The organism is Nocardioides bruguierae (assembly GCF_023554635.1).
In the GTDB taxonomy this organism is placed as follows: domain Bacteria; phylum Actinomycetota; class Actinomycetes; order Propionibacteriales; family Nocardioidaceae; genus Nocardioides; species Nocardioides bruguierae.
On record NZ_JAMJPH010000031.1, the window covers coordinates 1 to 21799 of the forward strand.

Genomic DNA, 21799 nt, shown 5'->3' on the forward strand with positions numbered 1-21799 from the left:
CGTCGAGGACGGACCGGCGCGACGGGCGCGACGGCGGGGGCGCCGTGGCCGGCCCACGCGCTGCTGGTCGGCATGTCGACGTGCGGGCTGCCCACGGGCGCCGCGCTGCTCGGTGCTCGCTGCTCGGTGGGTTACTCCGCCGGGCTCTCGTCGGAGCGGATGTCGATGCGCCAGCCGGTCAGGCGGGCGGCGAGGCGGGCGTTCTGGCCCTCCTTGCCGATCGCCAGCGAGAGCTGGAAGTCGGGCACGACCACCCGGGCCGAGCGGGTCGCGGCGTCGACGACCTCCACCGAGGAGACGCGGGCCGGGGAGAGCGCGCTGGCCACGAAGACCGCGGGGTCCTCGGAGTGGTCGACGATGTCGATCTTCTCCCCGCCCAGCTCCGACATCACGTTCCGCACGCGCTGCCCCATGGGGCCGATGCAGGCGCCCTTCGGGTTGACGCCCGAGACGGTGCTGCCGACCGCGATCTTGGTGCGGTGGCCGGCCTCGCGGGCGATGGCGGCGATCTCGACGGTGCCGTCGGCGATCTCCGGCACCTCGAGCGCGAAGAGCTTCTTGACCAGGTTCGGGTGCGAGCGCGACAGCGTCACCTGCGGGCCGCGCATCCCCTTGCGCACGCTGACGACGAGGCACTTGATCCGGTCGCCATGACGGTAGGTCTCCCCCGGCACCCGCTCGCCGACCGGCAGCAGTGCTTCCAGGCGACCCAGGTCGACGAGCACGTCGTCGGGGTTGCGACCCTGCTGGATGATGCCGGAGACGATGTCGCCCTCCTTGCCGGAGAACTCACCGAACTTGATGTCGTCCTCGGCGTCGCGCAGCCGCTGGAGCATGATCTGCTTCGCGGTCGTCGCGGCGATCCGGCCGAAGCCGGCCGGGGTGTCGTCGAACTCGCCGATCTTGTTGTCGTCGTCGTCCAGCTCGGCCGCGAGGACGCTGACGTGCCCGGTCTTGCGGTCCAGCTCGACGCGGGCCTGCTCGTAGGCACCGGGCGACTTCTGGTAGGCGGTCAGCAGCGCCTGCTCGATCGCCTCCACGAGCACGTCGAGCGGGATCTCCTTCTCCCGCTCCAGCGTGCGCAGGATGCTCATGTCGATGTCCATCAGGCGTCCTCCTCCGTGCGGTTGAACTCGATCTGGACGAGGGCCTTGGTCACCTCGTCGAACGCGACGGTGCGGGCGCTGCCGGAGACCTCCAGCTCGGCACCGGCGTCGTCGCTGCCGGTGAGCCGACCGGTGACCGTCGTGCCGTCGGCGAGGACGACCTTCACCAGGCGTCCGACGTTGCGGCGCCAGTGGCGCGGCAGGGTCAGCGGACGGTCCACCCCGCGCGAGGTGACCTCCAGCGTGTAGGGCTGCTCCCCCATGACGGTGCTCGCCTCGTCGTCCAGCACCGCGGAGATGGCGCGGGTGGCGTCGGCGACGTCGTCCAGGGTCAGCCCGCCGTCGGTGTCGACGGCGACCCGCAGCAGGCGGCGCTTCCCGGCCGGGCTCAGCTCCACGGCCTCCACGTCCAGCCCCAGGTCCGACAGAGGCCCGGTGATCGCGGCCTCCACCCTGTCCCTGGTGGTGTCCTGACGGTTGCTCACGACCGTGCGACCTCCGGTGTTCTCTTGTGGGGCGGTACTGCGTGCGGCGGCCGGCTCGAGCCGGCCCCGCGTGCGGCATCAGACTAACGCGCTTTGCGCGGCCTGCCACGTCGCCGCCGACGGCGGGCGGGTCCGCGACCGCGGGTACCCTCCCCGCGTGCCCGCTCCCCTGCTCGACCGACGGTCCCTGCTCGTCGCGGCCGCCCGCCTCGGCGTGGGGCTGGCCGGCGCGGCCGCCCTCACCTCGTGCGGCACCCTGCCCGGCAGCAGCCGGACCGCCGGCGGCACGGCGAGCCCGACCGCGACGTCCTCGGCCGGGGGCAGCACCACGGGGACGGACGCGGACGTCGAGCGCGTGGCCGAGGCGACGACGCTGCTGAGCGGGCTCGCGTCCGCAGGCCGTGCCACGCTCGGCACCCTGCCGGCCGCCGACCGGGCGGCCGCCCGGCGCCTCGTGCGCCTGCACGACGCCCAGGTCGCGCGCCTCTCGTCCGAGGAGACACCGGCGACGACCCCGGCGACCACCCCGGACGCCCCCGCGGGCCGGCGCAGCCTCGGGCGGCTGCGGCGGCAGGAGGCGTCCGCGCAGCGCGACCTGCTCGCGCTGGCGACCGCTGCCGACAGCGGCGCCCTGGCCCGCCTGCTGGCCGGTCTCGCCGCGGGGCTCTCGCAGGCCGCCGTCCTCGACCCCCTCGGCGGGCCGGCCTCGGTGCCGTCCTCGGCCGCCGTGCCGGACCTGACCGGTACCGCCGCGGACGGCCTGCTCGCCCAGGACGGGGTCGACGCGCTCCAGGCCGCCCTGGCCGCCGAGCACGCCGCCATCTGGGTGCTGGCCTCGCTGGGCGCCGCGACCTCGGTGAGCACGCAGCCCACCCAGTACCTGGCGCTCCAGGCCGCCTCGGCCGCGCACCGCGACCGCCGCGACGACCTCGAGGACGCCCTGCGGAGCCTCGACGTGGACCCTGTCGGCTCCGCCGCGGCCTACGACCTGCCGTCCCTGCGGACCCCCGCCCGGGTGCGGGCCGCGGCCCGCGACCTGGAGTCGGCGACCGCCGAGGCCTACGGGTACATGACGGCCGCGACCACCGGGAGCCTGCGCCGCTGGGCGGCGGGAGTCGTGGCGGACGCCTCCGTGACGTCGCTCGTCATCGGCCCGGCGGCCGGCGCCCGCCCCACGGGCCTGCTGGCCTGAGCCCTCCCGCGTCGCCGCGGGGCACCTCCGGACGCACGAGACCGCGGTGCCGGCCGGGAGGGCCCGAGATCCTCCCGGCCGACGACCGCGGTCGTCGCTCTCCTGCCCCCTCTCCTGCCGAGGGGAACCCCGGACGGTGCCTCAGGTTCCTGCGCTGCAGGACCCTGCACCGGGCCGCGGGCCCCGAGGGGGCATCAGTGCGTCACGCCCGGTAGGCGGTCCACATCTGGCTCATGCGGGTCGACTGACCGGCGGTGAACTCCAGGTAGCAGGAGTCGTAGGAGTAGTCCATGAAGTTGTGGATCGGGTCGGTGCCGGGCAGCGAGCAGGAGTCGCGACCCTCGGGGCAGCCGGTGGTCGAGCTGGACTGGGCCGGGGTGTCCTCGACCTCGTCGTTGGTGGTCGTGCAGCCGCCCTGGAACGTGTGGTAGAGCCCGAGCCAGTGGCCGGCCTCGTGGGTGGCGGTCTCGCCCTCGCTGTAGTTGGCGATGGAGCCGCCGGGCAGCGAGTCGAAGTGGACGCGGATGCCGTCGATCGCGCCGTTGCGGGCGTAGTCCCACGGGAAGGTGGCGATGCCGAGGTAGTCGAAGTCGACGAGCCACATGTTCAGCGCGTTCGCGCCTCCCTGGCGGGTCTGCTTGCGGTAGGCCGAGGACTGCTTGTCCTGGTGCCAGCGGGTGTTGTCGTAGCGGTCGATGCCGGCGAGGGTGAACGTGAACCCGGTGTCCGTGGCGCTCGCGGACTTCTGGCCGCCGTAGGAGCCGTTGAGGACGTCGATCTGAGCCGCGATCTGGGCGTCGGTGACGTCGCCGTTGCCCTGGCTGTCCCGCATGACGTGGACGTAGACCGGGATGTCGCCCGAGGCGGTGGCCGCGGCGGCGGCGGTGAGGTCCTGGGTCTTGCGCGCGGCCTTCAGCTGCTTGGAGAAGCGCCTCTCGATGCGGGCCTGCTCGGCGGCGCTGATCTCACGGTGGTCGACACCGGTGTGCGAGCCCCGCGCGGCCTCGGTGCCGTCGGCGGCACCCTCGATGCAGGCCTCGGACGAGGCGGAGGCACCGGTCGCCGCGGGGACGGCGGCCTGGGCCGGCGCGGCCAGCATGCTGCTGGTGAGCGCGGCGGCGGTGAGGGAGAGCGCGGCACCGGTCGCGAGGCGCGCGATCCCGGTGCGGGCGGGCAGGTGGTGCATGGTCCAGGGCCTCGTCTTCTTCTCCGCGGACGCATGCCTCCTGTGGCATGCCTGTCCGAGTCCTGTGGTCGCCCAGCGCGACCGTGGGGAGCAGCGTGCAGGACGACGTCCGCCAAAAGTGCGGTATGCCTGGTGCATCTTCTTCCCCTGCAGGAACCTGCAGAAATTCCGTCCCACCATCCCGGACGAGACGGGAGATCTGGCGGTCCGGTGTCACGTAGCGTCTCGTCCGTGACCTCCCGCGCGGCGCTCGTCGACGTCTTCGGCACGCGGTCGCTCGTCGCGTCCTGCGGGCTGGGCGTGGAGGACCTGCTCACAGTGCTCCTCCCCCCGCGCCGGGGACCTGATGACGGGGCGTCTCGCGCCGCTCCACCTCTTCGAGGCCGTGCTCGCCGGAGCGGGCAGGGACGTGGCGCAGGCATCCGGCCTCGTCGTCCGGGACGCGGCTCTGCTCGTGGAGCACGCCGTCGTGCACCACGACACCGTGCCCTTCCTGACCGCGCTGCGACAACGAGGCGTGCGCACCGCGCTCGTGAGCAACTGCGCACCGAACGCGCGCACGCTCCTCGAGGCCACCGGCCTGGACGACCTGGTCGATGCCGTCATCCTCTCGTGCGAGGTAGGCAGCGCCAAGCCGGACGCCGGCATCTACCGTGCGGCCCTGACGGCGCTCGACGTGCCTGCCGGCGACGCCCTGCTCGTCGACGACCAGGCCGGCTACTGCGAGGGCGCGCGGGAGGTCGGCATCGACGCGGTGCGGATCACCCGGGGCCAGCCGCCTCGCCCCGGCGAGGTCGCGTCCCTGCTCGAGCTGCTCGACCTGTTCTGAGTCGGCGGGCGGTCACGACCAGTCGGCGACGATGTCGCGCAGGTCGGCGAGCGAGTGCGCCACCGCGTCCGGGGTGCCCTCGGTGTGGCCGACCTGCTCGGCCGGGATGCGGCTGTGGGGCACGTGCACGGCACGCAGGCCGGCGTTCTGGGCGCCCCAGACGTCGTCGAACAGCCGGTCCCCCACGTAGACGCAGCGGGCCGGGTCGGTGGCGCCGACCGCGTCGAGCGCCGCACCGAAGGCGCGGGGGTCGGGCTTGGTCCAGGTCAGCTCGCTGGAGTAGACGTCGCCGTCGAGCAGGTCGAGGACGCCGTCGCGCGCGAAGAAGCCGCGGTGCCACTCGCGCGGCCACAGGGTGTTGGACAGGACGCCGACCTTGATGCCCTGCTCCCGCAGCCATGACCACAGCGGGCCGACGTCGGGGTCGGTCAGCGTGTGCGGCTCCCAGAACTCCTGGTAGGCCGCGAGCAGTGCCGGGTCGTGGTCGAGGCCGGCCTCGTCGAAGAGGTCGGCCACCGTGGCGGCGCGCTGCTCGTCGCGGGTGCGGCCCCACACGATGGGCCCGGCGGCGTGCAGGCGGGCGGCCGCGTCGGCGTGGGCGGCCAGCGCCGCCGGCGTCCCGTCGTCGTGGCCGTGGACGTGACGCACCGCCTGCGCCAGCGCCAGCGACTCGGCGTGGAAGTCCACGTCGTGCCAGGCCGTGAGAGTCCCACCCCAGTCGAAGACGACGGCCTCGATGCCGCCGCCGGTCGCGCTCATGCGCGACCGCCCTCGAGCAGGGAGCCCCCGTCGAGCATGGAACCGGTGTCGAGGTAGCGCTGGTGCCAGGAGAGCGCCTCGTCGAGCAGGTGCGGCGTGTGCCGGGCCGTGGGCCGCTCGCGACGGGCGCGACCGACGTAGTCGCGCAGCTGGTCGCGGAAGTCGGGGTGGGCGCACCTCTCGATCACCACGTCGGCGCGGGCCGAGGGCGAGAGGCCGCGCAGGTCGGCCAGGCCCTGCTCGGTGACCAGCACGTGCACGTCGTGCTCGGTGTGGTCGACGTGGCTGGCGAACGGCACGATCGAGGAGATGGCGCCGCCCTTGGCCGTGGAGGGGCTGACGAAGAAGTTCAGGTAGGCGTTGCGGGCGAAGTCGCCGGAGCCGCCGATGCCGTTCATGATGCTCGAGCCCATCACGTGCGTGGAGTTCACGTTGCCGTAGACGTCCGCCTCGATCATGCCGTTGATCGCGATGACGCCGAGCCGGCGCACGAGCTCGGGGTGGTTGGAGATCTCCTCGCTGCGCAGCAGGATGCGGCCCTTGTAGGCGCCGACGTCGCTCATGAACCGCTGCACCCCGGTCGGCGAGAGCCCGAACGAGGTGGCCGAGACGCCGGTGAGGGTGCCGGAGTCGAGCAGGTCGAGCAGGCCGTCCTGGATGACCTCGGTGAACGAGGTCAGGTTCTCGAACTCGCTGTCCGCCAGCCCGGCCATCACCGCGTTCGCCACGTTGCCGACGCCGGACTGCAGCGGCAGCAGGGTGGCCGGCATCCGGCCGGCGCGGACCTCGTGGCGCAGGAAGTCCACCAGGTGCTCGGCCATGGCGCGGTCGTCATCGCCGGGCACCGACAGCGGGCTGTTGCGGTCCGGGGCGTCGGTCTCGACGACGGCGACGACCTTGTCGGGGTCGACGCGCAGGTAGGGGTCGCCGATGCGCTGCATCGGGTGCGTGAGCTGCAGGGGCGCGCGGAACGGGGGCAGGCGGGTCCCGTAGTAGACGTCGTGGAAGCCCTCGAGGTCGCGGGGCTGCCAGTGGTTGACCTCGAGGATCACCTTGTCCGCCTGGTCGAGCCACGTCTTGTTGTTGCCCACCGAGGAGGACGGCACCAGCAGCCCGTTCGGCAGCACCGCCGCGACCTCGACGACCGCCACGTCGAGGTGGCCGTAGAAGCCGAACCACATGTGCTGGGCCGAGTGCGAGAGGTGGGCGTCGACGTACTCGACCTCGCCGGCGTTGATCTCGCGGCGCAGGGTCGGGTCGGAGTTGTAGGGCAGCCGCTTGGAGATCCCGTGCGCCTCGGCCAGCACTCCGTCGGCCTCGGGCGCGGTGGACGCCCCCGACCACAGGCCCACCCGGAACTCCTCCCCCACCTCCCGGGCTGCGTGCATCCGGGCGGCCAGCGCGGAGGGCACGGCCTTGGGGTAGCCGGCACCGGTGAAGCCGGAGATGCCGACGTTGTCGCCGGGGCGGATCAGTGCCGCGGCCTCCTCGGCCGTGGCGGTGCGGCCTGCGAGCCGGGGACAGGTGATCCGGGACGTGACAGGTGTCGGCACGGTCACAGTCTGCTCCTGCAGGCGGTGACCGTGCCGACGGGGTCCATCAGGCGGTGCGCACCAGGTCGACCAGGTGCGCGACCACGTGGTCGGCCGCGAGCGCCTGCTTCTCGCCGGACTTCCGGTCGCGGACCTCGACGGTGCCGTCGGTGGCCAGGTTCTTGCCCACCACGACGATCGTCGGGACGCCGATGAGCTCGGCGTCCTTGAACTTCACACCGGGGCTGATCTTGCCGGTGCGGTCGTCGTAGAGGACCTCGACGCCGGCCTGGGACAGCTCGGTGGCGATCCGGTCGGCCGCGGCGAAGATCGCCTCGTCCTTGCCGGCCGCGACCAGGTGGACATCGGCGGGCGCGACGTGGCGGGGCCAGCACAGGCCGATCTCGTCCAGGGTGCCCTCGGCGATGGCGCCGACCGCGCGGCTGACGCCGATGCCGTAGGAGCCCATCGTGACGGTGACGAGCTTGCCGTTCTCGTCGAGCACCTTGAGGTCGAGCGCCTCGGCGTACTTGCGGCCGAGCTGGAAGACGTGGCCCATCTCGATGCCGCGGGCCAGCTCCAGCGGGCCGGAGCCGTCGGGGGCGGGGTCGCCGGCCTTGACCTCGGCGGCCTCGATGGTGCCGTCGGCGGTGAAGTCGCGGCCGGCCACCAGGTCCAGGACGTGCTGGCCGGGGCTGTTGGCGCCGGTGACCCAGCGGGTGCCCTCGACCACGCGCGGGTCGACGAGGTAGCGGATGCCCGACTCGGACTCCTCGCCCAGGATCGTCCGGCCGTCGTGGGCGGGGCCGATGTAGCCCTTGACCAGGGCGGGGAACTCCTTGAGCTCCTCGTCCGTCATGGGCTCGACCTCGATGGGCTCCAGCTGGCCCTCGAGCCGCTTCTGGTCGACCTCGCGGTCGCCCGGCAGGCCGATGGCCAGCGGCTCCTTGGTGCCGTCGGGGTGCTTGAGCATGAGCAGCACGTTCTTGAGCGTGTCGCCGGCCGCCCAGGGACGGTCCTCGCGCGGGTGGGCCGCGTTGAGGTGGTCGACCAGCGTGGCGATGGTCGGGGTGTCGGGGGTGTCCTCGGCGTGCGCGGCGGGCGCGTCGTCGAAGGGCACGGGCTCGGGGGCCAGCGTGGTGACGGCCTCCACGTTCGCCGCGTACCCGCCGGGGCTGCGCACGTAGGTGTCCTCGCCGACGTCCGCCTTGGCCAGGAACTCCTCCGAGCGCGAGCCGCCCATGGCGCCCGAGGTCGCCTTGACGATCGCGTAGTCGAAGCCGAGCCGGTCGAAGATCCGCACGTAGGCGTCGCGGTGCGCCTGGTAGCTGGCCTCGAGGCCGGCGTCGTCGACGTCGAAGGAGTAGGAGTCCTTCATGACGAACTCGCGGCCGCGCAGGATGCCGGCGCGGGGGCGCGCCTCGTCGCGGTACTTGTTCTGGATCTGGTAGATCGAGAGCGGCAGGTCCTTGTACGAGGAGTACAGGTCCTTGACGGTGAGGGTGAACATCTCCTCGTGCGTGGGCCCGAGCAGGTAGTCGGCGCCCTTGCGGTCGACGACGCGGAAGAGCGAGTCGCCGTACTCCGTCCAGCGGTTCGTGGCCTCGTAGGGCTCGCGGGGCAGCAGCGCGGGGAACGTCAGCTCCTGGGCGCCGATGGCGTCCATCTCCTCGCGGACGATCGCCTCGACCTTGCGCAGCACCTTCAGGCCCAGCGGCAGCCACGTGTAGATGCCCGGCGCCGCACGGCGGACGTAGCCGGCGCGCACGAGCAGCTTGTGGCTCGGCACCTCCGCGTCCGCCGGGTCCTCCCGGAGGGTCCGCAGGAACAGGCTGGACATGCGCATGATCATGGCGCTGAGACTACGGCCCGGGTCGGGCTCGTTCCCACTCGGTTACCCGTCCACGGTCCCGCGGCTCCGCTCCTCGTGGGCAACGTCGGCCGCGTTGCAACCACTTGCGCGCCGGCGGCGTCCTGTCACTGGGAGCCCGGCACCTCGGGCTCCGTCACCGGAGGCATGAACCCCGCTCGGAGGACCGCCGTGCACCACTCACCGCTCGCCACCCTGCTCACTGCCCCGCGCCTGCGCCGGGGCCTGGGAGCCCTCGTCACCGCCCTGCTCGCCGCGCCGCTCGCCGGCGCCGCGGGGCTCCCCTCCGCGTCGGCCGCTGACGCACGCGGCGTCCCGGTCGTGGACGTCCGCCCGCAGCAGCTCGAGCGCGGCGTGGACCAGCGCCTGCCGCACCTCGACGGCAGGTTCCTCGTCATCGGCGGGCAGCGGGTGCGGCTGGTCGGGGACCAGCGGGTCCTCGTCGGGCACGCCGGTGACGGCGAGGACACGCTCGCGGTCGTCGCCACCCGCCGCGACGGCACCTGGCGCACCCTGCGCGTGGACGCGGACGGGCGACGACGCCTCCTGCTGGAGGACGTGCAGCCCGGCACCCTGCGCCTCGTCGAGGGCGGCAGCGCCCTCCTGCGGGAACGCACGAGGAAGGGGGCGACGCAGCTGACCATGTTCGCGACCCGCACCGGCGACCGTCTCGCCCGGCGCTCCGTCGACGGGCTGCCCAGCGTCACCGGCGCCGACCGCACCCGCGTCCTGCTGGCGGACTGGTCGGGCGAGCGCACGCTCCTGTGGCGCTGGCGCGAGGGACGACGGGTCACCACGCTGCTCGACGAGATCGCCTACCGGGTCAGCTTCGAGGCCGGTCGGGTGGCCACCTTCACCGGTGACCCCTACCTGGACGGGTGCAGCGTCGTCCGGCCCCTCGACGACCTCGCGCGGACCCGCTGGCGCTCCTGCCAGGAGCGCGTGGAGTCGTTCAGCCCGGACGGCAGCCGCCTCCTGACGGTCCACATCCTCTCGGACGGGATGGGCCCGACCGAGGTCGACCTGCGGACCGGCCGTGGGCGCCACCTGCTGACCTACGACGTCGGGTACGGCTGGATCTGGACCCTCGGCTGGGAGGGCGACCGCACGTTCGTGGCCGACGTCGACGGACGACGCAAGGCCGCCACGGTGCGGTGCCACGGCGCGTCGTGCGCGCGTGCGAGCGACCTGGAGCCGACGGCCGCGTCCTGAGCAGCCGCCGGCTGTTCCAACCGGGCGTTGCTCAGCCGTCCAGGCCGCGGAAGGTGCGCCAGGTCGAGCGGATCATGGGCCACTGCATGGGCAGCCGCAGCACGGTCGCCACCTGGAGGCGACGGTCGCCGCGGCTGCCCCGGGCCACGGAGTCCTTGGCCATCTTGACGTTCGCCGGATAGACGGCCACGAGCAGCGCGGTGCTGGCCAGGGCGGCCGGCTTCCGGGTGGCCGGCACGGCCATGCCCGCGGCGCACGCGATCTCCGCGACGCCGCTGGCCAGGATGAGCTCGCGGTGCTTGGGCAGCCACGACGGCATCACGGGCTCGAAGACCTCGGGGTGCTTGAGGTGGACGTACCCGCTCACGGCGAAGGCGGCAGCGACGACGGCGGAGGAGCGACTGAGTGCCATGCCTCCGACCTTACTCGCCGGTAACCGATCAGAACATCACGGTGGAGAAACGGCGGGTCTCACGGAACCCGACCCGCTCGTAGGCCTTGCGGGCGGGCGCGTTCCACTCGTTGACGTACAGGCTCACGGTCGGCGCCACGTCCCGACGGACGAGGTCGACGACCGCCGCCATGCCGCGGGTGGCGAGGCCCTCGCCACGGCGCTGCGGGTCGACCCAGACGCCCTGGACCTGCGCGGCCGTCGCGGACGCGCACGCGACCTCGGCCTTGAAGACCAGCCGGCCGCCCTCGAACTTGGCGAACGACCAGCCGCGCCCCACGAGCTGGGCGACGCGGGCGCGGTACATGTCCGAGCCGCCGCCGGCCTCCGGGGAGACGCCGACCTCCTCGGTGTACATGGCCACGCAGGCCGGGTACAGCAGGTCCATGTCGTGCCGGGTCGTGCGACGGACGCCGGGGTCGGGCTCGACCAGCGGAGCCGAGCCGATCTCCAGGTGCGGCTGCATCCAGCGCAGCTCGCGCGGGCGGCCCCACGCGTGGCCGACCGCCCGCCAGAACGGGTCGACGGCCTCGTGCGGCCCGACGATCGTGGAGACCGTGCGCGACCGGCCGGCGGCGCGCTGCGCGAAGGCACGGGCGTCGTCCGGGGTCGCCTGGATCGGCACCAGGTTCGCGCCCACGTGGCAGGCGGCGACGAGCGAGCCGTCCGCGAACCGGCCCCAGACCTCCCCGCCGAGCCAGCGGGGCTCGAGGTTGGTCGTGCGGGCGCGGTACTCGGCGAAGACGTTGACCACCGGGTCCTGACCGACGAGGTCGAGGAACTCGTCCAGGTCGGCGGGCCCGAGCGGTCGGACCCCGTGGCGGGTGGTCAGCACGGACTCACCCTACGTGCTCCCCGACCTCCCCGGGTCTCACCCCGTGACGGCCGGACCGGTGCGGTCGGCCCGCCTCGTCCGAGCCCTGCCGGCGCCGGTGATGACGCCGGTGATGGCGCCGCCCTGACGTCAGCCGACGGTGACGTCGGCGCTGGCACCGTCGACGGACTCCATGCCCTCGGCGATGCGCATGGCCTCCTCGATGAGGGTCTCCACGATCTGCGACTCGGGCACGGTCTTGATGACCTCGCCCTTGACGAAGATCTGGCCCTTGCCGTTGCCGGAGGCGACGCCGAGGTCGGCCTCGCGGGCCTCGCCCGGGCCGTTGACGACGCAGCCCATGACGGCGACCCGCAGGGGCACCTCCATGCCCTCGAGGCCGGCGGTGACCTCCTCGGCGAGCTTGTAGACGTCGACCTGGGCGCGACCGCAGGAGGGGCACGACACGATCTCGAGGCGGCGGGGGCGCAGGTTGAGCGACTCCAGGATCTGCAGGCCCACCTTCACCTCCTCGACCGGCGGCGCGGAGAGCGAGACGCGGATGGTGTCGCCGATGCCCTGGGAGAGCAGCGCGCCGAACGCGGTGGCGGACTTGATGGTGCCCTGGAACGCCGGGCCGGCCTCGGTGACGCCGAGGTGCAGCGGCCAGTCGCCCTCGGCCGCGAGCAGCTCGTAGGCGCGCACCATGACGACCGGGTCGTTGTGCTTGACCGAGATCTTGAAGTCCCGGAAGCCGTGCTCCTCGAAGAGGCTGGCCTCCCACTTCGCGCTCTCCACCAGCGCCTCGGGCGTGGCCTTGCCGTACTTGTCCATGATCCGCTTGTCGAGCGAGCCGGCGTTGACGCCGATCCGGATCGACGTGCCGTGGTCCTTCGCCGCCTGGGCGATCTCCTTGACCTGGTCGTCGAACTTGCGGATGTTGCCGGGGTTGACCCGGACGGCCGCGCAGCCGGCCTCGATCGCCGCGAAGACGTACTTCGGCTGGAAGTGGATGTCCGCGATCACCGGGATCTGCGACTTGGCCGCGATGGCGGGCAGCGCGTCCGCGTCGTCCTGGCTCGGGCACGCGACGCGCACGATGTCGCAGCCGGACGCCGTGAGCTCGGCGATCTGCTGGAGCGTGGAGTTGATGTCGGAGGTGAGCGTCGTCGTCATCGACTGCACCGAGATCGGGTGGTCCGAGCCGACCCCGACCTTCCCGACCTGGATCTGGCGGGTCTGGCGGCGGGGGGCCAGCGTCGGCGGCGGTGCCGACGGCATTCCGAGGCTGACTGCGGTCATGGCAGCCAATCTACCCACCCGTCCCTCGCTCCCCCGCACCCCGTCGGTGGTGGGTGGGGCGAGGGGCGCGGGCGGACGTCATACGGAGCGGAGGCAGTCCCCCTCAGATGCATGACGTCCACCCCGCGGCCATCGGGACGTCATACGGAGCGGAGGCGCACTCCCTCAGATGTATGACGTCCCGGGTCGACTCTCCGGTCGCGTCAGGCGGCCAAGGGTCGGCGGTCGGCGATCGCCCGAGCGATCTGGTCGTAGAACTCGTCAGGAGCGAGGCGAAGACCCAGCAACGGGAGACGCAGGACGGTGTCGCCGGCGAGCGCCAGCGCGTTCTGACGCAACGCATCGGCGACGACGTTCTCTGCCCACTGGTGGTGGATGCCGTCGATCTCGACCACCAGGCCGAGCTCCGGCCAGTAGAGGTCGAGGACGTAGCGGCCGCGAGAGTCCCGGCGCAGGTGCTGTCGCGACGGCTCGGGCAGCCCGCGTCTGCGCAGCTCGCGAGCCACGTCGAGCTCTCCGAGCGAACGGACGCCGTCCAGCAGGTCGTTGACCAGCGCGTGCAGGAGGAGCCGCCGCTTGTCGCGGCGGACGCGCAGCAGCTCCCGAGCGACGTCCTCGACCCGGGCCACCGACTGCTGGACGGCCATCGTCACCACGAGCGACGCCTCCTTGTCGGTGCGCGCCCACAGCCCCGCACGGACCGCGGCCACCGCCGGCCTGGTGCGGGGCGCCCCGGGCGCATCTGCGACGTCGCCGGCTGCCCACCGCCGGGTCTGGCGGATGTCGTAGGCGGGCGTTCGTCGGATGCGCGCGCCGCGAGGCACCGACACCCGTACCGACGGGGAGCGGAATCTCTCGAGACCGGACGCCTGCAACGACGCGGCTCCGTCGAGCACCGCGCGGGGCCCGCCCGACAAGACCGCTGCCCAACGGTGGCCGTCGTCGGTCATCGGTCCGCAGTGAACCGCCACCACCTGGCTGGTCACCCGCCGCCAGCGACCCTGCTTGATCTCACGAACGATCAGCCAGCGTGGCATCCCGAGCGAGTAGGCCTGGCGTCGTCCGAGGGCTCCGCCCTGTGCCTCACCCAGCGCACGTGCTCGGGCCAGGACGGGATCGTCGAGGCGCCATCTGTGCATGCCACCGACCCTGGTACCGATGTCGCCGTCACGGCCGACCATCGATGCGGCCTGTGGAGGACGGCGCGCACCGGCCCTCCTGTGGGTGGTTGCCGGCCCGCGCGCCCGTCCGTCACCACGCGGACGTCATACGGAGCGGACGCAGTCCCCCTCAGATGTATGACGTCCCGCGGCAGCCGAGGAGAAGGCGGAGGGTCAGAGGGACGTCTGCACCGGCGCGACGATGTCGCCGACGATCAGGACGACCCCCATCACGAGGATGGCCGAGCCGACGACGTAGGCGACCGGGAGCAGCTTGGCGGCGTCCACGTAGCCGGGGTCGGGACGGCGGCGGAGCCGGGCGAGGCCGCGGCGCAGACCCTCCCACAGGGCGGAGGCGATGTGCCCGCCGTCCAGCGGCAGCAGCGGGATGAAGTTGAACAGCCCGATGAAGAAGTTGAACAGCGCCACGAGCGTCACGAGCGAGGCGAGCCGGTCGGCGACCGGGATCGTCTGCGCGGAGGAGACCTCGCCGGCGATGCGGCCACCGCCGACGATCGAGACCGGGCTGTCGATGGCCCGGTCCTCGATGCCCACGATCGCCTTGGCCACGCCCCAGACCTTCACCGGCAGGTGCGCCATCGCCTGGACCACGTCGACGGCCATGCCACCCATCTGGTCGAGGGTGAACAGCACGCCACCGGTGGTGACCACCAGGTGCTGGGTCGGGGTGATGCCGAGGAAGCCGACCTGGGTGAGGGTCTCGTCGGTCACCGACGTGGGTCGCGCCTGCACGGTGGTGGAGGTCTCGCCGGTCAGCGTCCGGCCGTCGCGCTCGTAGGTGATCACGGCGTCGCCGCCGGAGTTCTCCCGGATCAGCGTGCGCAGCTGCTCCCACGAGGTGATGGCGGTGCCGTTGAAGGCGGTGATGGTGTCCCCGGGCAGCAGCCCGGCCTCGGCGGCGGGGCTCGCGGGGTCGGAGGCGGTGCAGTCGCGCGAGCCGTCCTCGTAGGGGATGACGCACGCGGAGACCGTCTCGACGGTCGGGGCGCCGGCGTCCACCTCGTAGGTGCGCTGGCCGTAGGTGGAGAAGACGAGCAGGAGCAGCACGAAGGCGATGAGCACGTTGACCGTGGGACCGCCGGCCATCACCACGACCTTCTTCCACCACGGCAGGCGGTAGAAGAGCCGGTCGACGTCCTCGGGCTGCACGAGCTCCCACTCGGCGGCGCGGGCGTCGGAGATCAGCTGGGTGAACATGCCGGTGTTGGACTTGCGCACCTTCACCGCGGTCTCGCCCGACGGCAGCGTCTCGATGCTCTCGCCGCCGGCCAGGTGGTCACCGAGGTCGTCGGAGGCCCCGGGTGGCAGCATCCCGACGATCTTGACGTAGCCACCGAGCGGGATCGCCTTGAGGCCGTACTCGGTCTCCCCGATCCGCTTGCTCCAGACCGTTGGCCCGAAGCCGATGAAGTACTGGCTGACCTTGCAGCCGAAGAGCTTGGCGGGCGTGAGGTGGCCCAGCTCGTGCAACCCGATCGAGACCAGGATCGAGAGCACGAACACGACCACCCCGAGGGTGTAGAGCAGGGCGGTCATCAAGCGGCTCCGTGGTTCTTCTCGATCCGGGTGCGTGCCTCCCCACGGGCCCACGCGTCGGCCGCGAGGACGTCGTCGAGGGAAGGCCTGTTCGAGCGTACGTCGTGCGTGGCAAGAACATCGGCCACCACGTCCACGATCTGCGGGAACGAGAGGCGTCCGCCGTGGAACGCGGCCACGCACTCCTCGTTGGCCGCGTTGTAGACGGCAGGGGCGGTGCCGCCCGCGACGCCGGCCTCGCGGGCCAGGCGGACGGCGGGGAAGGCCTCCTCGTCCAGCGGCTCGAAGCGCCAGTCGGCGGCCTTGGTCCAGTCGACGGGAGTCTCGGCGTCGGGCACCCGGTCGGGCCAGCCCAGGCCGAGCGCGATCGGCACGAGCATGGTCGGCAGCCCGATCTGGGCGACGACGGCACCGTCGGTGAACTCGACCATCGAGTGGATGTACTGCTGCGGGTGCACCACCACGTCGATGGCCTCGAACGGCACGTCGAAGAGCAGGTGCGCCTCGATCACCTCCAGGCCCTTGTTCACCAGCGTCGCCGAGTTCGTGGTGATGACCGTGCCCATCGCGAAGTTCGGGTGCGCCAGCGCCTGCGCCGGGGTGACCTCGGCGAGCTGCTCGCGGGTGCGGCCGCGGAACGGCCCGCCCGACGCGGTCACCACCAGGCGCCGCACCTCGGCGGCCGAGCCCGCCCGCAGCGACTGCGCGATCGCCGAGTGCTCGGAGTCGACCGGCACGATCTGCCCCGGCCGCGCCCGTTCCTTGACCAGCGGACCGCCGATGATCAGCGACTCCTTGTTGGCCAGGGCGAGGGTGTTGCCGGCGTCCAGCGCCGCCAGCGTCGGGCGCAGCCCCACGGCGCCGGTGATGCCGTTGAGGACGACGTCGCACTCCTGTGCCGCCGCCTCCACCGAGGCGGACTCCCCCAGCCCGCTGAACGCGGGGGCGAACTCCTCGACCTGGGCGGCGAACAGGTCCGGGTGCGACCCGCCCGCGGTCAGGCCGACGACCCGGAACCGGTCGGGGTTGGCGCGGACGAGGTCCAGCGCCTGCGTCCCGATGGAGCCGGTCGAGCCGAGGACCACCACGTCGCGCCGCTCGGGCGACGTGGCTCCGCTCGGCGGGGAGTCGGAGGGGGACGGTGTCGCGCTGCTCACGGCCACATCCTGGCAGCCCCGTGGACGTGCCCGCCGACCCGGCATCATCGAGGACGTGACACCCGGCCTGCTGATCGTCTGCTTCGTCGTCCTCGTCGCCGTCAGCGCCCTGGCCCCGCGCATCGGGGTGGCCGCTCCCCTGGCGCTGGTGGCCGGCGGCGTGGCGCTCAGCTACGCGCCGGGCGTCGACGTGGTGGAGGTCGACCCCGACCTGGTGCTCGCCGGCATCCTGCCGCCGCTGCTCTACGCCTCGGCGGTGAACATGCCGACCCTGGACTTCCGCCGCGAGCTGCGCTCGATCACCTGGCTCTCCGTGGTCGTCGTGGTGGTCAGCGCCCTGCTCTGCGGGCTCGTGGTCTCCGCGCTCGTGCCCGGCGTCGGCTTCGCGGCCGGCATGGCCCTGGGCGCCGTGATCAGCCCGACGGACGCGGTGGCCACCTCGATCGTCAAGGAGGCCGGGGTCGCCCCGCGCGTGGTCACGGTGCTGGACGGCGAGGGCCTGCTCAACGACGCCACCGCCCTGGTGCTGCTGCGCTCGGCCGTCGCCGGCGGTGCGCTCACGGTGGGCGGCGTGGCGGGCGACCTGCTGCGGTCGCTGGTCGTCGCCGTGCTGGTCGGCGCGGTCGTGGGCTGGCTGACGTTGCAGGTGCGCAGCCGGATCGCCGACGACACGCTCAACGTCGCGACCTCGTTCGTGGTGCCGTACCTGGCGTTCTTCCCCGCCGAGGAGGCCGGCGCGTCCGGCCTGGTCGCCGCCGTGGTCGCCGGCCTGGTGGTCAGTGCCCGCCGCGTGCACGAGCTGCCCGCCGCCGTCCGCCGCGCCGAGTCGACCAACTGGCACTCGGTCTCGTTCCTGCTCGAGGGCGCCGTGTTCCTGCTGATGGGTCTGCAGACGCGGGGGCTGGTGGAGGACTTCCGCGCCGACTCGCGCACCTGGGTCGACGTGGCGCTGGTCGGCGGCTGCTGCCTCCTGGTGCTGTGGGGCGTGCGGGCGGCGTTCGTGGCCACGCTGGTGGCGCGCGCAGGCACCGAGCACGCCCGCGGACGCGCCCGCACCGAGGCCGTCCGCCGTCACTGGCAGGGACGCCTGGAGCGCTCGGTCACCCGCCGGCACGACCCCGCGGCGGCCGAGCGGCGCGCCTCGCGGGTCCGTACCGAGCTGGAGCGCCGGGAGGCCGACCTGCGCTTCTACGCCGACGAGCAGCTGCGCAAGCGCGACGGCGGGGTGCTGTTCTGGGCGGGCCTGCGCGGCGCCGTCACGCTGGCGGCCGCGCAGACGATCCCCGCCGGCACGGCCCACCGGCCGCTGCTGGTGCTCACCGCGTTCGCCCTGGCGGTCGCCACCCTCGTCCTCCAGGGCGGGACGCTCTCCTGGCTGGTCACGAGGCTGGGGGCGCGCGTGGACCGCCGCGACGTGCGCCGCGAGCACGGCACGTCGCTGGCCGAGCTGCTCGCGGGGGTGGCCGACTCCACCACCGGCGACATCGCCGCGAACGGTCTCGACGGCCGCCAGGTGGAGTGGTTGGTGCTCGACCAGGCCCGCGAGGCCTCCCACCCCGAGCGCTACACGCTGTGGGCGGGCGACGACGAGGCCGACCGGCACCGCCGGATCACCGAGTACCGGCGGGTGCGGCAGGCGATCATCGACGACCAGCGCGAGGCGCTGCTCGACGCCCGGGCCAGCGGCCGCTACGACTCGGCGGCCGTGCGGGAGATGCTGCTGCGCCTCGACGCGGGAGAGATGACGGTGGACGGGCTCCAGGGCTGAGCGTCCGCTCGGCCCCCGCTCCCCCCGGGGCGGGCTCCCTCTCGGGGCGGAGCCCGTCCACCGCCGGTACCCCCTACTCGCCGATGTAGCTCATGACGTGCTTGACGCGCGTGTAGTCCTCGAACCCGTACATGGACAGGTCCTTGCCGTAGCCCGAGTGCTTGAACCCGCCGTGGGGCATCTCGGAGAGGAACGGGATGTGGGTGTTGATCCACACCGCCCCGAAGTCGAGACGCCGCGAGACGCGCATGGCCCGGCCGTGGTCGGCGGTCCACACCGAGGAGGCCAGCCCGTACTTGGAGTCGTTGGCCCAGCGCAGCGCCTCGGCCTCGTCGGAGAACTTCTGCACGGTCATCACCGGCCCGAAGATCTCGTTCTGCACCTGCTCGTCGTCCTGCCGCAGCCCCGAGACGACGGTGGGCTCGTAGAAGTAGCCCTCGTCGTACTTGCGGGCGCCGCCGGTGACGATCTCGGCGTGGTCCGGCAGGCGGTCGACCATGCCGGACACGTGCGCCAGCTGGTTGGCGTTGTTCAGGGGCCCGTAGTAGACGCCCTCCTCGTCGGGGCGACCGGTCGGCATCCCCTGCGCGGCCTCGGCCAGGGCGGCCACGAGGTCGTCGTGGATCCCGGGGGCGGCCAGGACGCGGGTCGCGGCCGTGCAGTCCTGGCCGGCGTTGAACAGCCCGGCGCCGGCGATCCCCTCGGCGGTCCTGGCCACGTCCGCGTCGTCGAAGACGATGACGGGCGCCTTGCCGCCGAGCTCGAGGTGGACCTTCTTCAGGTCGGACGAGGCGGCCTCGGCGACCTGCATGCCGGCGCGCACGGAGCCGGTGATGGCCACCATCTGCGGGGTGGGGTGCGAGACCAGCGCCCGGCCGGTGTCGCGGTCGCCGCACACGACGTTCAGCACGCCCGGCGGCAGGAACTCCTGCGCGATCTCGGCCAGCAGGGTGGACGAGGCGGGCGTGGTGTCGCTGGGCTTGAGCACGATCGTGTTGCCGGCCGCCAGCGCGGGCGCGATCTTCCAGATCATCATCATGAGCGGGTAGTTCCAGGGCGTCACCTGGCCCACGACGCCGATCGGCTCGCGCCGCACGAACGAGGTGTGGTCGGTCATGTACTCCCCGGCCGAGCGGCCCTCCAGGATGCGCGCGGCGCCCGCGAAGAACCGGAAGTGGTCGTGGGCGTAGCCCATCTCCTCGTCCATGGTCAGCTGGAACGGCTTGCCGGTGTCGGCGCACTCGACCCGGGCGATCTCCTCGGCCCGCTCCTCGATCGCGTCGGCCAGCTTGAGCAGCGCGCGGGCGCGGTCCTGCGGGGTGGTCTCCCAGCCCCAGCCCTCGAACGCCGCGTCGGCCGCCGCGTAGGCCCGGTCGACGTCCTCGGTGCCCGACATCGGGGCCTGCGCGTACACGCCGCCCGTGGTGGGGTCGATGACGTCGTAGGTCTCGCCGGAGGCGGCGGGCACCAGCTCGCCGTTGATGACGTTGGAGAAGGTCGTGTCGGCCATGCGCCGCAGCCTAGGGATGTATCGGCCCGCCGACAACGGATTCGACAACCGGATCAGTAGTTGTAACCGCCGTGTCACACGGAATCCGTTGCGCCGACCCCATCACGGTCGCGATCAGGTCGCGCCGTGCACCTGCTCGCCGGCCACCCAGGTGCCGACCACCCCGGCCGCGCCGACCTCCTCGACGGGGCCGGCGCACACGTCGCGGTCCAGCAGGACGAGGTCCGCCACCGCCCCGGGCGCGAGCCGACCGGCGTCGTGCCGCCCATTGAGGCCGGCGCTGCCGGAGGTGTAGGCGGCCAGGGCCACCTCCAGGGGCAGCGCCTGCTCGGGCAGGAAGGGCTCGTGGCCGGCCGGCCCGTCGGCGCCGCGCTCGACGCGGTTGACGGCCACGTGCAGCGCCGCGAGCGGGTCCGGGGTGGAGACCGGCCAGTCGGAGCCGGCCGCCAGCGCCGCGCCCGCGCGGTGCAGGTCCCCGAACGGGTACTGCCAGGCCGACCGCTCGGGCCCGAGGAAGGGGATCGTCAGCTCGGCCATCTGCTCGTCCAGGCAGGCCCAGAGGGTCTGCATGTTGGCCGTCAGGCCGAGCTCGGCGAAGCGCGGGACGTCGTCGGGGTGCACCACCTGCAGGTGCGCCAGGTGGTGGCGCAGCGACCGCCCCGCCTCGTCCAGGGACTCGAAGGCGTCCAGGGCCTCGCGCACCCCGCGGTCACCGATGGCGTGCACGTGCACCTGGAACCCGGCGGCGGCCAGCACCGGCACGGCCGTGCGGAGCACGTGCGGGTCCACGAAGGAGTGGCCGGAGGCGGACGTCGGGTGGCCGCAGCGGTCGAGGTAGGGCTCGAGCATGGCGGCGGTGCCGTTCTCGGCGACGCCGTCCTGCATGACCTTCACGCTCGTCGCCCGGAACCGGCCGGTCGTGTAGGCGGCCCGCAGCGCGAGCAGGTCGGGCAGCTGCTCGAGGCCGCGCTCGCGGTCCCACCACAGCGCCCCGACGACGTCCGCGGTGAGCGTGCCGGCGCGGGCGGCCCGGACGTAGGCCGGCCCCGGGTCGTCCATGCCCGCGTAGGCGCCGACGATGGCATCCTGCCAGCCGGTGACCCCGACGGAGTGCAGGTAGCGCTGAGCCTCGGCGAGCGCGGCGTCGTGCTCGCTCGCGTGCGTGGGCGGCAGCAAGCGCGAGACGAGGTGCATCGCGCCCTCGTGCAGGGTGCCGGTGGGGCGGCCCTGCGCGTCGCGCTCGATGCGGCCGTCGGCCGGGTCGGGCGTGTGCTCGTCGATCCCGGCCAGCGCCAGGGCTCGGCTGTTGACCCAGGCGCCGTGGTGGTCGCGGTTGGGCAGGAAGACGGGCCGGTCGGGCACGACGGCGTCGAGCAGGTCGGCGGTCGGCGTGCCGCCGGGGAACGCGCTCATCGCCCAGCCGCCGCCCTGCACCCAGGCCGCCTCGGGGTGGGCGAGGGCGTAGTCGCCGACCACGCGCTGGTACGCCGCTGCCGTCGAGGCCTCCGAGAGGTCGCACCGGATGCGCTCGAGACCGCCCTGCACGGCGTGCACGTGGGCGTCGGTGAAGCCGGGCAGGAGCAGCGCGCCGTCGGCGTCCACCACCGCCACGTCGGGGGCTGCGCCGACCTCGCCGGGAGCCGCGACGACCGCCACCCGCCCGTCGACCACGAGGACGTCGGCGGCGCCGCGGTAGCGATGACCGTCGAACACGCCACCGCCGGTGAACAGGGTGCTCGTCATGCCCCGTTCCTACCAGCGCGCCGGGCCCCGGCACGAGAGGCGCGTCATCCATAACCTCCGCGTAACGCATTCGTCACAACCGAATCCGCACCCATTTGTCGTCATGGCGACGGATTTCGTCGCCCAGGGCTTGCCTTGCACCCGACCCCTCCGTCACGATGGCCCC

At 73.1% G+C, this 21799-nt stretch carries 18 protein-coding genes; 4 read left to right on the top strand and 14 right to left on the bottom strand.

Annotated features, from left to right (window positions below; all coding sequences use genetic code 11):
- Positions 1-131: 131 nt before the first annotated feature.
- Positions 132-1106, bottom strand: a complete 975-nt coding sequence (gene nusA / locus M8316_RS17030) for a transcription termination factor NusA (protein WP_250056557.1) — start codon at positions 1104-1106, stop codon at positions 132-134.
- Positions 1106-1591: a ribosome maturation factor RimP gene (rimP, locus tag M8316_RS17035; RefSeq protein ID WP_250056559.1), complete on the bottom strand. Its 486-nt coding sequence runs from the start codon at positions 1589-1591 to the stop codon at positions 1106-1108. The genes nusA and rimP overlap by 1 nt, the downstream gene beginning before the upstream one ends.
- 157 nt (positions 1592-1748) lie before the next feature.
- Here rimP and M8316_RS17040 point away from each other — a divergent pair, with 157 nt between their 5' ends.
- Positions 1749-2783, top strand: a complete 1035-nt coding sequence (locus M8316_RS17040; RefSeq protein ID WP_250056561.1) for a DUF4439 domain-containing protein — start codon at positions 1749-1751, stop codon at positions 2781-2783.
- 202 nt (positions 2784-2985) lie between these two features.
- On the opposite strand, the gene M8316_RS17045 is transcribed toward M8316_RS17040, so the two are convergent.
- A complete protein-coding gene (locus M8316_RS17045) occupies positions 2986-3969 on the bottom strand; it encodes a zinc metalloprotease (protein ID WP_250056563.1) in 984 nt (327 codons plus the stop codon).
- 346 nt (positions 3970-4315) lie between these two features.
- Here M8316_RS17045 and M8316_RS17050 point away from each other — a divergent pair, with 346 nt between their 5' ends.
- Entirely contained in the window at positions 4316-4798 is a 483-nt protein-coding gene (locus M8316_RS17050) for an HAD family hydrolase (RefSeq protein ID WP_250056565.1), read from the top strand.
- Positions 4799-4810: 12 nt separating this feature from the next.
- On the opposite strand, the gene M8316_RS17055 is transcribed toward M8316_RS17050, so the two are convergent.
- From M8316_RS17055 to M8316_RS17065, 3 genes are read right to left on the bottom strand one after another with little or no spacing between them, the layout of a single operon-like run.
- Complete coding sequence (locus tag M8316_RS17055; protein WP_250056567.1) at positions 4811-5557, bottom strand: HAD family hydrolase; 747 nt, start codon at positions 5555-5557, stop codon at positions 4811-4813.
- Positions 5554-7110, bottom strand: a complete 1557-nt coding sequence (gene scpC / locus M8316_RS17060) for a succinyl-CoA:acetate CoA-transferase ScpC (protein ID WP_250056568.1) — start codon at positions 7108-7110, stop codon at positions 5554-5556. Before scpC ends, M8316_RS17055 begins: the two co-directional genes overlap by 4 nt.
- Before the next feature lie 46 nt (positions 7111-7156).
- Complete coding sequence (locus M8316_RS17065) at positions 7157-8941, bottom strand: proline--tRNA ligase (protein WP_250056570.1); 1785 nt, start codon at positions 8939-8941, stop codon at positions 7157-7159.
- A gap of 189 nt (positions 8942-9130) precedes the next feature.
- Here M8316_RS17065 and M8316_RS17070 point away from each other — a divergent pair, with 189 nt between their 5' ends.
- The gene (locus M8316_RS17070; RefSeq protein WP_250056572.1) at positions 9131-10171 is read left to right on the top strand and encodes a hypothetical protein; all 1041 of its coding nucleotides are present in this window, start codon (positions 9131-9133) and stop codon (positions 10169-10171) included.
- 31 nt (positions 10172-10202) lie between these two features.
- On the opposite strand, the gene M8316_RS17075 is transcribed toward M8316_RS17070, so the two are convergent.
- From M8316_RS17075 to dxr, 6 genes are all read right to left on the bottom strand, one after another.
- A complete protein-coding gene (locus M8316_RS17075; RefSeq protein WP_250056574.1) occupies positions 10203-10583 on the bottom strand; it encodes a DoxX family protein in 381 nt (126 codons plus the stop codon).
- Positions 10584-10611: 28 nt separating this feature from the next.
- Positions 10612-11457 (bottom strand): GNAT family N-acetyltransferase, encoded by an 846-nt coding sequence (locus M8316_RS17080; RefSeq protein ID WP_250056577.1) that lies wholly within the window; start codon positions 11455-11457, stop codon positions 10612-10614.
- Between the two features lie 129 nt (positions 11458-11586).
- A complete protein-coding gene (gene ispG / locus M8316_RS17085) occupies positions 11587-12738 on the bottom strand; it encodes a flavodoxin-dependent (E)-4-hydroxy-3-methylbut-2-enyl-diphosphate synthase (RefSeq protein WP_250056578.1) in 1152 nt (383 codons plus the stop codon).
- Positions 12739-12941: 203 nt separating this feature from the next.
- Positions 12942-13775: an endonuclease domain-containing protein gene (locus M8316_RS17090; protein ID WP_250056580.1), complete on the bottom strand. Its 834-nt coding sequence runs from the start codon at positions 13773-13775 to the stop codon at positions 12942-12944.
- Between the two features lie 297 nt (positions 13776-14072).
- Entirely contained in the window at positions 14073-15455 is a 1383-nt protein-coding gene (locus tag M8316_RS17095; RefSeq protein WP_250056583.1) for a M50 family metallopeptidase, read from the bottom strand.
- Positions 15455-16543 (bottom strand): 1-deoxy-D-xylulose-5-phosphate reductoisomerase, encoded by a 1089-nt coding sequence (gene dxr / locus M8316_RS17100; RefSeq protein WP_250056620.1) that lies wholly within the window; start codon positions 16541-16543, stop codon positions 15455-15457. Before dxr ends, M8316_RS17095 begins: the two co-directional genes overlap by 1 nt.
- Positions 16544-16667: 124 nt before the next feature.
- Between dxr and M8316_RS17105 the strand changes: the two genes are divergently transcribed.
- Positions 16668-18380: a cation:proton antiporter gene (locus M8316_RS17105; RefSeq protein ID WP_250056585.1), complete on the top strand. Its 1713-nt coding sequence runs from the start codon at positions 16668-16670 to the stop codon at positions 18378-18380.
- A gap of 73 nt (positions 18381-18453) precedes the next feature.
- On the opposite strand, the gene M8316_RS17110 is transcribed toward M8316_RS17105, so the two are convergent.
- Entirely contained in the window at positions 18454-19890 is a 1437-nt protein-coding gene (locus M8316_RS17110; protein ID WP_250056587.1) for a gamma-aminobutyraldehyde dehydrogenase, read from the bottom strand.
- A 114-nt stretch (positions 19891-20004) separates the two neighbouring features.
- Complete coding sequence (locus tag M8316_RS17115; protein ID WP_250056589.1) at positions 20005-21633, bottom strand: amidohydrolase; 1629 nt, start codon at positions 21631-21633, stop codon at positions 20005-20007.
- Between the last annotated feature and the right edge of the window lie 166 nt (positions 21634-21799).

Excerpts from the sequence above, each read along its gene's own strand:
- nusA (WP_250056557.1), bottom strand. The coding sequence starts at position 1,106 with ATGGACATCGACATGAGCATCCTGCGCACGCTGGAGCGGGAGAAGGAG.
- M8316_RS17045 (WP_250056563.1), bottom strand. The coding sequence starts at position 3,969 with ATGCACCACCTGCCCGCCCGCACCGGGATCGCGCGCCTCGCGACCGGT.
- M8316_RS17050 (WP_250056565.1), top strand. The coding sequence starts at position 4,316 with ATGACGGGGCGTCTCGCGCCGCTCCACCTCTTCGAGGCCGTGCTCGCC.
- M8316_RS17055 (WP_250056567.1), bottom strand. The coding sequence starts at position 5,557 with ATGAGCGCGACCGGCGGCGGCATCGAGGCCGTCGTCTTCGACTGGGGT.
- M8316_RS17065 (WP_250056570.1), bottom strand. The coding sequence starts at position 8,941 with ATGATCATGCGCATGTCCAGCCTGTTCCTGCGGACCCTCCGGGAGGAC.
- M8316_RS17075 (WP_250056574.1), bottom strand. The coding sequence starts at position 10,583 with ATGGCACTCAGTCGCTCCTCCGCCGTCGTCGCTGCCGCCTTCGCCGTG.
- ispG (WP_250056578.1), bottom strand. The coding sequence starts at position 12,738 with ATGACCGCAGTCAGCCTCGGAATGCCGTCGGCACCGCCGCCGACGCTG.
- M8316_RS17090 (WP_250056580.1), bottom strand. The coding sequence starts at position 13,775 with ATGCCACGCTGGCTGATCGTTCGTGAGATCAAGCAGGGTCGCTGGCGG.
- M8316_RS17095 (WP_250056583.1), bottom strand. The coding sequence starts at position 15,455 with ATGACCGCCCTGCTCTACACCCTCGGGGTGGTCGTGTTCGTGCTCTCG.
- M8316_RS17110 (WP_250056587.1), bottom strand. The coding sequence starts at position 19,890 with ATGGCCGACACGACCTTCTCCAACGTCATCAACGGCGAGCTGGTGCCC.
- M8316_RS17115 (WP_250056589.1), bottom strand. The coding sequence starts at position 21,633 with ATGACGAGCACCCTGTTCACCGGCGGTGGCGTGTTCGACGGTCATCGC.